The organism is Streptomyces bikiniensis, from assembly GCF_000716625.1.
GTDB classification, from domain to species: domain Bacteria; phylum Actinomycetota; class Actinomycetes; order Streptomycetales; family Streptomycetaceae; genus Streptomyces; species Streptomyces bikiniensis.
In genome coordinates this window covers 85,855-98,244 of the sequence record NZ_JNXJ01000022.1, presented here as the reverse complement: position 1 = coordinate 98,244, position 12,390 = coordinate 85,855, and the positions used below count along the sequence as shown (strand labels likewise).

The following is a 12,390-nucleotide window of genomic DNA, read 5'->3' as shown; positions in this document are numbered from 1 at the left end:
GTGCCCGGACGCGTACCTGTGCTCACGTAAGCGTCCGCCGCTTCAGCGGTCGGAGGGGCCGCCGATCTGGATGCCCGCCATCCGGGACCACTCGTACGGACCGGTGACGACCTTCGCGGCGAACTCGCCGTCGAACTCCTCGTGGAGCGTCAGGCCGGCCTTCTCGGCCGCCCGCTCGGCGATCGCGTACGTCGGGGCGACCAGGTCGCCCCAGAGGCCGTCCGTGCCGACGAGGACGATCCGGGTGCCCGCCTGGCCGATGTGCTCCAGGTGTCCCTCGGAGCCGCCGTGCTCCTCGGCAAAGGCCCGGATCTGCTTGGTGAGCCGGGCGACCCTGCGCTCGTCCTTCTTCGTGTCTGCCTTCGTATCTGCCTGCGTGTCTGCCATGGCAAGGATGCTACCGACGGGTAGATCGAACGGCGACGGCCGGGCCGCGTGGCGTTTCCCACGCGGCCCGGCCGTCGGCCGAGCGGTCCTGCGGAGGTCAGCGGAGGAAGGGGTCCACCGCGACCGCGACGAAGAGCAGCGAGACGTAGGTGATGGACCAGTGGAAGAGGCGCATCTCCTTGAGCTTGGCGCCCGTCGCGCCCTCCTTGGCCCGGTTGAGCAGCCCGTGCGCCTCCCAGAGCCACCAGCCGCCGGTCAGCAGCGCCACGGCCGTGTAGAACCAGCCCGTGTAGCCCAGCGGGGTGAGGAGCAGCGAGACGGCGACCATGACCCAGCTGTAGGCCACGATCTGCTTGGCGACGACCTTGTTGGAGGCGATCACCGGGAGCATGGGGACGCCCACGCGCGCGTAGTCGTCCTTGACCTTCATCGACAGCGGCCAGTAGTGCGGCGGCGTCCAGAAGAAGATCACCATGAAGAGGACGACGGCGGCCCAGGACATCGAGTTCGTGACCGAGGACCAGCCGATGAGGACGGGCATGCAGCCGGCGATGCCGCCCCAGACGATGTTCTGCGCGGTCCGCCGCTTCAGGATCATCGTGTAGACGACCACGTAGAAGAGGAGCGCGCCGAGCGAGAGCCAGGCGGAGAGCCAGTTGACCAGCAGGCCGAACCAGAGGGTGGAGACCACCGCGAGGGTGAGGCCGAAGACCAGGCCCTCGCGCGGCGAGACCATGCCGGTGACCAGCGGACGCTGGGACGTGCGGTCCATCAGGGCGTCGATGTCGCGGTCGATGTACATGTTCAGCGCGTTCGCGCCGCCCGCCGACAGGTAGCCGCCGAAGCAGGTGGCGAGCACCAGCCAGAGGTTCGGCACGCCCTGCTCGGCGAGGAACATCACCGGGACGGTCGTGATGAGCAGCAGCTCGATGATCCGCGGCTTGGTCAGCGCCACGAATGCCTTGACGCGGGCCCCGAACGGCCGATGGCCCCCCGGGCTGGGAGTCAAGACGACCCCTGCGGGTCGGGACTCGACGGCCGTCACGCACACCCCTGACAGAGAAATCCCAGCAAGCTCCCCGGATGAAAGCGGGGTGAAGCTTGCGCGTACCACGCCACTCTAGACGTTGCCCAGACGCCGATCTTCGCGGGGGTGGGGTCGTGTTGAAGGGGTACGCCCCCAAGGGTGGGGTCGTGTCGAAGGGGCACGTCCCACGCGGTGGACCCGTTCGGGAGGCGAAGTCCCACGGCCACCGGCAGTCTTGCCGTGTGCGCTCATTTGAGGGGCATGAGCACGAAAAGAGGGCCGTCCGACGGGGGTAGGCTCGACACCGCCGGTACACCCTCAGTCACCGGCTTCAGACATGTGGAGAGGAGCCCTGACCCAGGGTGAGCACTAAGCCGACCACCACAGACCTCGAGTGGACCGAATTGGACCAGCGGGCCGTAGACACCGCCCGCGTCCTGGCCGCGGACGCCGTACAGAAGGTCGGCAACGGCCATCCCGGTACGGCGATGAGCCTGGCGCCCGTCGCGTACACCCTCTTCCAGAAGGTGATGCGCCACGACCCGGCCGACCCCGAGTGGGTCGGGCGCGACCGGTTCGTGCTCTCGGCCGGCCACTCGTCCCTGACCCTCTACACCCAGCTCTACCTGGGTGGCTTCGGTCTCGAACTGGACGATCTGAAGGCCTTCCGCACCTGGGGTTCGAAGACCCCCGGTCACCCGGAGTACGGTCACACCGCCGCGGTGGAGACGACCACGGGCCCGCTGGGCCAGGGCGTCGCCAACGCGGTGGGCATGGCGATGGCCGCCCGCTTCGAGCGCGGCCTGTTCGACCCGGAGGCGCCGGCCGGCACCTCGCCGTTCGACCACCGCGTCTACGCGATCGCCGGTGACGGCTGCCTCCAGGAGGGCATCTCCGCCGAGGCGTCCTCGCTGGCCGGCCACCAGAAGCTCGGCAACCTGATCCTGCTGTGGGACGACAACCACATCTCGATCGAGGGCGACACCGAGACGGCCGTCTCCGAGGACACGCTCAAGCGGTACGAGGCGTACGGCTGGCACGTGCAGCGGGTCGAGCCGCAGGCCAACGGCGACCTGGACCCGGCCGGGCTCTACGCGGCGATCCGCGCCGCCGAGGCCGAGACCGAGCGCCCCTCGTTCATCGCGATGCGCTCGATCATCGCCTGGCCCGCGCCGAACGCGCAGAACACCGAGGCCGCCCACGGCTCGGCGCTCGGCGACGAGGAGGTCGCGGCCACCAAGCGCGTCCTGGGCTTCGACCCGGAGAAGACCTTCGAGGTCTCCGACGAGGTCATCGCGCACACCCGCGCGCTGGGCGAGCGGGGCCGCGAGGCGCGCGTGGAGTGGGAGAAGCAGCTCTCGGAGTGGCGTACGGCCAACCCGGAGCGCGCGGCGGAGTTCGACCGCATCCAGGCCAACGAGCTGCCCGCGGGCTGGGCGGAGAAGCTGCCGGTCTTCGAGCCGGGCAAGGGCGTGGCCACCCGTGCCGCCTCGGGCCAGGTCCTCAAGGCGCTCGGCGCGGTCATCCCCGAGCTGTGGGGCGGCTCGGCCGACCTCGCCGGCTCGAACAACACGACGATCGACAAGGACTCGTCGTTCCTGCCCGAGGGCAACCCGCTGCCGGAGGCCGACCCGTACGGCCGCACGATCCACTTCGGCATCCGCGAGCACGCGATGGCCGCGGAGATGAACGGCATCGCGCTGCACGGCAACACGCGCATCTACGGCGGCACCTTCCTGGTGTTCTCCGACTACATGCGCAACGCGGTGCGCCTCTCCGCCCTGATGCACCTGCCGGTCACCTACGTCTGGACCCACGACTCGATCGGTCTGGGCGAGGACGGTCCGACGCACCAGCCGGTGGAGCACCTGGCCTCGCTGCGCGCGATCCCGGGCCTGAACCTGGTCCGCCCGGCCGACGCCAACGAGACGGCCCTGGCCTGGCGCGAGATCATGCAGCGCCACACCAAGGTCTACGGCAAGGGCGCCCCGCACGGTCTGGCGCTCACCCGCCAGGGCGTGCCGACGTACGCGCCGAACGAGGACACGGTCAAGGGCGGCTACGTGCTGTTCGACGCCGAAGGCGGCGAGGCGGAGGTGGTGCTGATCGCGACCGGCTCCGAGGTGCACCTGGCCGTCGAGGCCCGCGAGCAGCTCCAGGCCGCCGGCACGCCCACCCGGGTGGTGTCGATGCCGTCGGTGGAGTGGTTCGAGGAGCAGGACCAGGCGTACAAGGACTCCGTCCTGCCGCCGTCGGTCAAGGCGCGGGTCGCGGTCGAGGCCGGCATCGGCCTGACCTGGCACCGTTACGTCGGTGACGCCGGCCGGATCGTCTCCCTGGAGCACTTCGGCGCCTCCGCGGACGCGAAGGTCCTCTTCCGCGAGTTCGGCTTCACGCCCGAGGCGATCGTCGCCGCCGCGCGGGAATCGATCGACGCCGCCGCGCGCTGACCCCGATACGTACGACTTATTGGAGATGCAACTCTCATGACAGACGCACTCAAGCGCCTCTCCGACGAAGGCGTCGCGATCTGGCTGGACGACCTCTCGCGCCAGCGGATCACCTCCGGCAACCTGGCGGAGCTGATCGACCAGAGCCACGTGGTCGGGGTCACCACCAACCCGTCGATCTTCCAGAAGGCGATCTCCGAGGGCCACGGCTACGACCAGCAGGTCTCCGACCTCGCGGCCCGCCGGGTGACCGTCGAGGAGGCCATCCGGATGATCACGACGGCGGACGTCCGCGACGCCGCCGACATCCTGCGCCCGGTCTTCGACGCGACCGACGGCCAGGACGGCCGGGTCTCCATCGAGGTCGACCCCCGCCTGGCCCACGACACCAAGGCCACGGTCGCCGAGGCCAAGCAGCTGGCCTGGCTGGTGGACCGCCCGAACACGCTGATCAAGATCCCGGCCACCGAGGCGGGTCTGCCGGCCATCACCGAGGTCATCGGCCTGGGCATCAGCGTCAACGTGACGCTGATCTTCTCGCTGGAGCGCTACCGCCTGGTCATGGACGCCTACCTGGCGGGCCTGGAGAAGGCCCGCGAGCGGGGCCTGGACCTGGCGAAGATCCACTCGGTGGCCTCCTTCTTCGTCTCCCGCGTGGACACGGAGATCGACAAGCGCCTGGACGGCATCGGCACCGACGAGGCCAAGGCGCTCAAGGGCAAGGCCGCCCTGGCCAACGCCCGCCTGGCCTACGAGGCGTACGAGGAGGTCTTCTCCTCCGAGCGCTGGGCCGCCCTGGACAAGGCGCACGCCAACAAGCAGCGTCCGCTGTGGGCCTCGACCGGCGTGAAGGACCCGGCGTACAAGGACACCCTGTACGTGGTGGACCTGGTCGCCCCCGGCACGGTCAACACCATGCCCGAGGCCACCCTGGAGGCCACCGCCGACCACGGCGAGGTCACCGGCAACACCGTCGAGGGCACGTACGACGACTCCCGCGCGGTCCTCCAGGCCGTCGCGAAGCTGGGCATCGGCTACGACGAGGTCGTCCAGCTCCTGGAGGACGAGGGCGTCCAGAAGTTCGAGGCGTCCTGGAACGACCTGCTCACGTCCACCGAGGCGGAGCTGAAGCGCCTCGCACCTTCGGAGGCGTAACACCTTGAGCGCAGCACACGGAGCCAACCCGCTCCGTGACGCCGCAGACCGACGGCTCCCGCGCATCGCGGGGCCGTCGGGTCTGGTGATCTTCGGCGTCACGGGCGATTTGTCCCGAAAGAAGCTGATGCCCGCCGTCTACGACCTGGCCAACCGCGGCCTGCTGCCGCCGGGCTTCTCGCTCGTCGGCTTCGCCCGGCGCGAGTGGCAGGACGAGGACTTCGCGCAGGAGGTCTACGAGGCCGTCAAGCAGCACTCACGCACCCCCTTCCGCGAGGAGGTGTGGCAGCAGCTGATCCAGGGCATGCGGTTCGTCCAGGGCGACTTCGACGACGACGAGGCCTTCGAGCAGCTCAAGACCACCGTCGAGGAGCTGGACAAGGCCCAGGGCACCGGCGGCAACTTCGCCTTCTACCTGTCGGTCCCGCCGAAGTTCTTCCCCAAGGTCGTCCAGCAGCTCAAGAAGCACGGGCTCGCCGACCAGAAGGACGGCTCCTGGCGCCGCGCGGTCATCGAGAAGCCCTTCGGGCACGACCTGGCCTCCGCCAAGGAGCTCAACGAGGTCGTCCACGAGGTCTTCCCGCCGCACGAGGTCTTCCGGATCGACCACTACCTCGGCAAGGAGACCGTCCAGAACATCCTGGCGCTCCGCTTCGCCAACACCCTCTTCGAGCCGATCTGGAACCGGTCGTACGTCGACCACGTGCAGATCACCATGGCCGAGGACATCGGCATCGGCGGCCGCGCCGGCTACTACGACGGCATCGGCGCCGCCCGCGACGTCATCCAGAACCACCTGCTCCAGCTGCTCGCGCTGACCGCCATGGAGGAGCCCGCCTCCTTCGACGCCGACGCGCTGGCCGCCGAGAAGACCAAGGTCCTCGGCGCGGTGAAGCTGCCCAGGGACCTGGGCGCCTCCACGGTCCGCGGCCAGTACGCGGCCGGGTGGCAGGGCGGCGAGAAGGCCGTCGGCTACCTCCAGGAAGACGGCATCGACCCGCAGTCGAAGACCGACACCTACGCGGCCGTGAAGCTGGAGATCGACAACCGCCGCTGGGCGGGCGTCCCCTTCTACCTGCGCACCGGCAAGCGCCTGGGCCGCCGCGTCACCGAGATCGCGGTCGTCTTCCAGCGCGCCCCGCACTCCCCCTTCGACCACACCGCGACCGAGGAGCTCGGCCGCAACGCCATCGTCATCCGGGTGCAGCCGGACGAGGGCGTGACGGTGCGGTTCGGCTCCAAGGTGCCCGGCACGCAGATGGAGATCCGGGACGTGTCGATGGACTTCGCGTACGGCGAGTCCTTCACGGAGTCCAGCCCGGAGGCGTACGAGCGGCTCATCCTCGACGTCCTGCTCGGCGACTCGAACCTCTTCCCGCGCGTGGAGGAGGTCGAGCTGTCCTGGAAGATCCTCGACCCGATCGAGAGGTTCTGGGACGAGCACGGCAAGCCCGCGCAGTACCAGTCCGGGACCTGGGGTCCGGTCGAGGCGGACGAGATGCTCGCACGAGACGGCAGGAGCTGGCGCCGGCCATGAAGACCGACCTGACGGACACCACGTCCTCCAAGATCAACAAGGCGCTGGTGCTCGGGCGGCGGGCGATCGGCGCGCCGGCCGTCGGCATGGTGCTCACCCTCGTCATCGTCACCGACGAGGAGAACGCCTACGACGCGCTGAAGGCGGCCAACGAGGCGTCCCGCGAGCACCCCTCGCGGACCCTCGTCGTCATCAAGAGGGTCTCGCGCTCGCCGCGGGACCGTGCCAAGGCGCGGCTCGACGCCGAGGTCCGCCTCGGCGCCGACGCCAGCGCCGGCGAGACGGTGGTGCTCCGGCTGTACGGCGAGGTCGTCGACCACGCCCAGTCGGTGGTGCTGCCGCTGCTGCTCCCCGACGCCCCGGTCGTCGTCTGGTGGCCGGTGGACGCGCCGACCGACCCGGCGAAGGACCCGCTGGGCGCGCTCGCCCAGCGCCGGGTGACCGACACGTACTCCGCCGAGCAGCCCATCGAGGAGCTGACGGCGCGGGCGGAGACGTACACCCCGGGCGACACGGACCTGTCGTGGACCCGGATCACCCCGTGGCGTTCGATGCTGGCCGCCGCGCTCGACCAGGTCGTCTGCCGGGTCTCCGCCGCCGAGGTGGAGGGCGAGGAGTTCAACCCGAGCGTCGAACTGCTCGCGATGTGGGTGGCGGACCGGCTGAAGGTGCCGGTGCGGCGCTCGAAGTCGGCGGGGCCCGGCCTCACCTCCGTACGCCTGGAGACCGACTGCGGGCCGATCGTGCTCGACCGGCCGGACGGGTCGCTCGCCACGCTCTCCATCGAGGGGCAGCCGGACCGGGGAGTGGCGCTCAAGCGCCGCGACACGGCCGAGCTGATCGCGGAGGAGCTGCGCCGGCTCGACCCGGACGACACCTACGCGGCGGCGCTGAAGTTCGGCGTCGGGCGGCTCGACGAGCGGGCGGCGGTCACGGCGCCCGAGCCGGAGGAGGAGGTGGAGGCCGCCGTGGTGGAGACCGCGCCGGAGACCTCCCCCGACGCCTCCCCCGCCGAGGAGGAGCCCGCCGCCAAGCCGGCGGCGAAGAAGGCCCCGGCCAGGAAGGCGGCGGCCAAGTGAGCGCCCCGCAGCTGGTCGTCCACCGCGACAAGGAGCTGATGGCACAGGCCGCCGCGGCCCGGCTGATCACCCGGATCGTGGACGCCCAGGCCTCCCGGGGCTCCGCCTCGGTGGTGCTGACCGGCGGGCGCAACGGCAACGGGCTGCTCGCGGCCCTCGGTGCGGCGCCCGCGCGGGACGCGGTCGACTGGTCGCGGCTCGACCTGTGGTGGGGCGACGAGCGGTACCTGCCGGACGGGGATCCGGAGCGGAACGTCACCCAGGCCCGCGAGGCGCTGCTCGACCGGGTGCCGCTGGACCCCGCGCGGGTGCACGCGATGCCCGCCTCCGACGGGCCGTACGGCGACGACGTCGAGGCCGCCGCCGCTGCCTACGCGGAGGAGTTGGCCGCCGCGGCCGGTCCCGGCGACGGCGGGGTGCCCGCCTTCGACGTGCTGATGCTGGGCGTCGGCCCGGACACGCACGTGGCCTCGCTCTTCCCGGAGCTGCCCGCCGTGCGCGAGACCGGGCGGACGGTGGTCGGGGTGCGTGGCGCGCCGAAGCCGCCGCCGGTCCGGATCTCGCTGACGCTCCCGGCGATCCGGGCGGCGCAGGAGGTCTGGCTGCTCGCGGCCGGCGAGGACAAGGCGAAGGCGGCGGCGCTCGCGCTGTCGGGCGCGGGCGAGGTGCAGGCCCCGGCGGCCGGCGCGCGCGGTCGCTCGCGCACGCTGTGGCTGCTGGACTCGGCGGCGGCATCGGAGCTGCCGCGGAGCCTGTATCCGCCGGCCACGGCCTGATCCTCGCCGGTCGGTACGGCCCCGGAGGCCCGGTTCATCCCTCGGTGGACCGGGCCTCCGGCGTTTCCCGGTTCTCCGGCGCGTCCACGGGCTGCTCCAGGAAGGGCGTGAGGAGCCCCGGTACGGCCTCGGCGGCGAAGGCCAGGCCCTGGCTCCGGCCGGCGTCGAGGATCGCGTACGCGCCCGATCCGGCCGCCGTCGTGACGGTCAGGGTGAGGAGGCCGGCGCGGCGCTGGAAGTACGACTGCTTGACCGTCCAGCCGATGACGCCGGAGCGCTGGAGGGCGACCGTGGTCCGCCGGACCGTGCCCGAACGGGTCACCAGGTACGCCCCGCTGACGGCGTGTCCGAGGTTCCGGTGGGCGTCGCGGGCGAGGAGCAGGGCGAGCGGGGTGAGGACGGCGGTCCAGCCGGCCGCCACGTACAGCAGGACCGGGGTGAGCAGGAGGCCGAGGAGGGCGAGGAGCGCGGCGGGGGCCAGGACGCTCCACAGGGCCCAGCGGATCCGCCGGTTCCGGGCGGCCCGGGGGTGGGGGGCGAGCGGCGTGCCGGTGGGCGGTCCGGGCTCGCGCAGGACCTGGGCGGCGACCCGGTCGGCGAGCGGGCGGGGGACGGCCGGCATCAGGTTCTTGAGGTCGCCGTGCTTGTCCTCGTCCTTCTCGGCGAGGCCGGTGGCGACGGCGTCGACGCGGGCCGCCCCGAAGAGGCGCACGCCGAGCGGTTCGACCAGTTCGACGCCGCGCAGCCGCCGCTCCTCGATGGAGACCGAGCGGGCGGTGAGCAGGCCCCGGGTGACGCGCAGGGTGCCGCCGGGCTCGCGCTCCAGGCGGTAGTTCCACCACATCTCGATCCAGAGGCCGAGGGCCCCGACGGCCCCGACGGCGGTGGCGGCGAGGACCAGCCAGAGGATCATCCAGGGGATCGCGACGGAGCTGAAGCGCTCCCCTATCCAGTCGATGACCTCGCCCTGGGCGCCGAACCACTCGCTGACCTGCATGACCGCTCCGGCGGCGGCGCCGCCGATGGCGGGGGCGACGAAGGAGACGGGGGCGTAGCGGATCCAGCGCGGGTCGAGGGCGGCGAGGGCGCCGTCGTGGCGGGGGTCCTCGGGCGCGGCGGCGCGGGCGAGGAGTTCGCGGCGGAGCCGTTCGCCCTCGGCGCGGGCGACCAGCTCCAGTTCGAGGGCGGCGTCGCCGCCGCTCCGCTCGCCGGTCCCGATGCGGACCTTGACCAGTCCGAGGAGGCGCTGGAGGGGGTTGGCGGTGAGGTCGACGCTGCGGATGCGCTCGCGGGCCAGGGAGCGGCGCTTGAGGTGGAGCAGGCCGGTGTGGAGGTCGACCCGGTCGGGGCCGACGCGGTAGCGGGTGCGGCGCAGCCGGACCCGGTCGGCGCCGGTGCCGCCGAGGAGCAGGAGGAGGGCTCCGGCGAGGACCCAGGAGAGGGCCTGCCAGAGCGGCCGGGAGCCGGCGAGGCCGAGGGCGACGGGGAGCCCGGCGCCGCCGGCCACGCCGCACAGGACGGCAGGCATCGGGCCGCAGCCGCTCCCCTTCGGAGACGTCGGGCCGTCGCGGCTCCCCTTCGGGCGTGCCGGAGCGCCACAGCTCTCCTTCGGAGACGTCGGGCCGTCGCCATTCCGTCTCGGGGACGTCGGTCCGCCGCTCTCCCCCGGTCGCGGCGGGTCGTTGGGGCTCGTCCTCCGGCGCGTCGCGGCGCCGCCGCTCTCCTTCCGGCGCGTCGGGCCGCCGCGGCTCTCCCCCCGGCGCCTCGGGCCGCCGTCCCTCGGTCCCGGGTGCCGGCTCGCTCATGTGGCGTCCCCGGGGGTGGCCTGGGTGACGGCGGTCAGCCGTTCGGCAAGGTCGGCGGCCCGTTCGTGGTCCAGGCCCTCGATCCGGACCGCGCCCGCGGAGGAGGCGGTGGTCACGGTGACCGTGGCCAGCCGGAAGTACTGCTCCAGGGGGCCGCGCGAGGTGTCGACGGTCTGGATCCGGGACATCGGGGCGATCCGCCACTCCTGCCAGAGGGCCCCGGTGCGCACGTAGACGGCCTCGTCGGTGACCTCCCAGCGGTGCACCCGGAACCACCAGGCGGGGAGGAACGCGGCACAGGCCAGGCCCGCGGCCGCCACGGCCCCGGCCGCGACGAGCAGCCAGGCCCTGGCGGGTCCGACGAGCGCGCCGAGGACGGCGAGGACCACCACCGGTACGGCGGTGGTCACCAGGAGCTGGGTCCGCCACCAGGTGACGGCCCGCCCGTCCACGGCGTTCCTCGGCGGTCGCAGCCGCACCGCGTCCTCCCCCCTCATGCCCCTACCGTCCGCGCAGCGAGCGGTAGGCGGCGACGAGGCCGGCGGTCGAGCTGTCGAGCCCGTCCGCGCCCTCCCCGGTCGTCAGGACCGGCTCGATCCGCTTGGCGAGTACCTTGCCGAGTTCGACGCCCCACTGGTCGAAGGAGTCGATGTTCCAGATCGCGCCCTGGACGAAGACCTTGTGCTCGTAGAGCGCGATCAGCTGTCCGAGGACGGACGGGGTGAGCGCGTCGGCGAGGATCGTGGTCGTGGGGTGGTCGCCCCGGAAGGTCTTGTGCGGGACGAGCTCCTCGGGGACGCCCTCGGCCCGTACCTCCTCGGGCGTCTTGCCGAAGGCGAGCGCCTGCGTCTGGGCGAAGAAGTTGGCCATGAGCAGGTCGTGCTGGGCGACCAGGCCGGGCTCCAGGTCGTCCACGGGCCGGGCGAAGCCGATGAAGTCGGCCGGGATCAGCTTGGTGCCCTGGTGGATCAACTGGTAGTACGCGTGCTGGCCGTTGGTGCCGGGGGTGCCCCAGACCACGGGCCCGGTCTGCCAGTCGACCCGGTTCCCCTCCCGGTCCACCGACTTGCCGTTGGACTCCATGTCGAGCTGCTGGAGGTAGGCGGTGAACTTCGACAGGTAGTGGGAGTACGGCAGGACGGCGTGCGACTGGGCGTCGAAGAAGTTGCCGTACCAGACGCCGAGGAGGCCGAGGAGCAGGGGCGCGTTCTCCTCGGGCGGGGCGGTGCGGAAGTGTTCGTCGACGAGGTGGAAGCCGTCGAGCATCTCGCGGAAGCGCTCCGGACCGATGGCGATCATCAGGGAGAGGCCGATGGCGGAGTCGTAGGAGTAGCGGCCGCCGACCCAGTCCCAGAACTCGAACATGTTCGCGGTGTCGATGCCGAACTCCTCGACCTTCTCCGCGTTGGTCGACAGGGCCACGAAGTGCTTGGCCACGGCCTCCTGGCCGGCGTCGAGGCCGGTGAGGAGCCAGTCGCGGGCGGAGGTGGCGTTGGTGATGGTCTCGATGGTGGTGAAGGTCTTCGAGGCCACGACGAACAGGGTCTCGGCGGGGTCGAGGTCGTGCACGGCCTCGTGGAGGTCGGCGCCGTCGACGTTGGAGACGAAACGGAGCGTCAGGTCCCGCCGGGTGTAGGAGCGCAGGACCTCGTGGGCCATGGCGGGGCCGAGGTCGGAGCCGCCGATGCCGATGTTCACGACGTTCCTGACCGGCCTGCCGGTGTGGCCGGTCCACTCGCCCGCGCGGACCTTGTCGGCGAAGTCGCCCATCCGGTCGAGGACGGCGTGGACGCCGGGGACGACGTTCTCCCCGTCGACCTCGATCACGGCGTCGCGGGGGGCGCGCAGCGCGGTGTGGAGGACCGCCCGGTCCTCGGTGGTGTTGATCTTCTCGCCGCGGAACATGGCGTCGCGCAGCTCGGCCACGCCGGTGGCGGCGGCCAGCTCACGCAACAGGGTCAGCGTCTCGCCGGTGACGAGGTGCTTGGAGTAGTCCAGGTAGAGGTCGCCGACCCTCAGGGTGAGGTCGGTGCCGCGCGTCGGGTCGGCGGCGAACAGCTCGCGCAGGTGGGGCTCGCCCAGCTGCTCGCGGTGCTTACCGAGGGCCGCCCACTCGGGCAGCCGGTTGAGCCTCGTGCGTCCTTCGCCAGTCATCTCGGACATCGCCCTCTTCT

General features: G+C 72.0%; 10 protein-coding genes. 5 read left to right on the top strand and 5 right to left on the bottom strand.

Annotated features, from left to right (window positions below):
- Positions 1-42 precede the first annotated feature (42 nt).
- Together OO47_RS18825 and OO47_RS18820 are read right to left on the bottom strand one after the other, a co-directional pair.
- Complete coding sequence (locus tag OO47_RS18825) at positions 43-387, bottom strand: hypothetical protein (RefSeq protein WP_030205143.1); 345 nt, start codon at positions 385-387, stop codon at positions 43-45.
- A gap of 97 nt (positions 388-484) precedes the next feature.
- Complete coding sequence (locus OO47_RS18820) at positions 485-1,432, bottom strand: heme o synthase (RefSeq protein ID WP_030205146.1); 948 nt, start codon at positions 1,430-1,432, stop codon at positions 485-487.
- Positions 1,433-1,776: 344 nt separating this feature from the next.
- Between OO47_RS18820 and tkt the strand changes: the two genes are divergently transcribed.
- Genes tkt through pgl form a run of 5 tightly spaced genes read left to right on the top strand, consistent with a single transcriptional unit; the run spans position 1,777 to position 8,411 of the window.
- On the top strand, positions 1,777-3,864 hold the full coding sequence (gene tkt / locus OO47_RS18815; protein ID WP_030205148.1) for a transketolase: 2,088 nt from the start codon (positions 1,777-1,779) through the stop codon (positions 3,862-3,864).
- Positions 3,865-3,900: 36 nt separating this feature from the next.
- Entirely contained in the window at positions 3,901-5,019 is a 1,119-nt protein-coding gene (gene tal / locus OO47_RS18810; RefSeq protein ID WP_030205152.1) for a transaldolase, read from the top strand.
- Positions 5,020-5,023: 4 nt separating this feature from the next.
- A complete protein-coding gene (gene zwf, locus OO47_RS18805; RefSeq protein ID WP_030205155.1) occupies positions 5,024-6,556 on the top strand; it encodes a glucose-6-phosphate dehydrogenase in 1,533 nt (510 codons plus the stop codon).
- Positions 6,553-7,635 (top strand): glucose-6-phosphate dehydrogenase assembly protein OpcA, encoded by a 1,083-nt coding sequence (gene opcA / locus OO47_RS18800; protein ID WP_030205157.1) that lies wholly within the window; start codon positions 6,553-6,555, stop codon positions 7,633-7,635. The genes zwf and opcA overlap by 4 nt, the downstream gene beginning before the upstream one ends.
- Positions 7,632-8,411 (top strand): 6-phosphogluconolactonase, encoded by a 780-nt coding sequence (gene pgl, locus OO47_RS18795; RefSeq protein WP_030205158.1) that lies wholly within the window; start codon positions 7,632-7,634, stop codon positions 8,409-8,411. Before opcA ends, pgl begins: the two co-directional genes overlap by 4 nt.
- A gap of 34 nt (positions 8,412-8,445) precedes the next feature.
- Here the strand turns inward: pgl and OO47_RS18790 are convergent, their stop codons facing one another.
- The 3 genes from OO47_RS18790 to pgi all read right to left on the bottom strand — a co-directional run bounded on the left by OO47_RS18790 (position 8,446) and on the right by pgi (position 12,379).
- On the bottom strand, positions 8,446-9,939 hold the full coding sequence (locus tag OO47_RS18790) for a PH domain-containing protein (protein ID WP_051736398.1): 1,494 nt from the start codon (positions 9,937-9,939) through the stop codon (positions 8,446-8,448).
- 273 nt (positions 9,940-10,212) lie between these two features.
- Positions 10,213-10,713, bottom strand: a complete 501-nt coding sequence (locus tag OO47_RS18785; protein WP_030205164.1) for a PH domain-containing protein — start codon at positions 10,711-10,713, stop codon at positions 10,213-10,215.
- A 4-nt stretch (positions 10,714-10,717) separates the two neighbouring features.
- A complete protein-coding gene (gene pgi, locus OO47_RS18780; protein WP_399614957.1) occupies positions 10,718-12,379 on the bottom strand; it encodes a glucose-6-phosphate isomerase in 1,662 nt (553 codons plus the stop codon).
- Between the last annotated feature and the right edge of the window lie 11 nt (positions 12,380-12,390).

Coding starts and splice junctions, on each gene's coding strand:
- OO47_RS18825 (WP_030205143.1), bottom strand. CDS start 387: ATGGCAGACACGCAGGCAGATACGAAGGCAGACACGAAGAAGGACGAG.
- tal (WP_030205152.1), top strand. CDS start 3,901: ATGACAGACGCACTCAAGCGCCTCTCCGACGAAGGCGTCGCGATCTGG.
- opcA (WP_030205157.1), top strand. CDS start 6,553: ATGAAGACCGACCTGACGGACACCACGTCCTCCAAGATCAACAAGGCG.
- OO47_RS18790 (WP_051736398.1), bottom strand. CDS start 9,939: ATGCCTGCCGTCCTGTGCGGCGTGGCCGGCGGCGCCGGGCTCCCCGTC.
- OO47_RS18785 (WP_030205164.1), bottom strand. CDS start 10,713: ATGAGGGGGGAGGACGCGGTGCGGCTGCGACCGCCGAGGAACGCCGTG.
- pgi (WP_399614957.1), bottom strand. CDS start 12,379: ATGTCCGAGATGACTGGCGAAGGACGCACGAGGCTCAACCGGCTGCCC.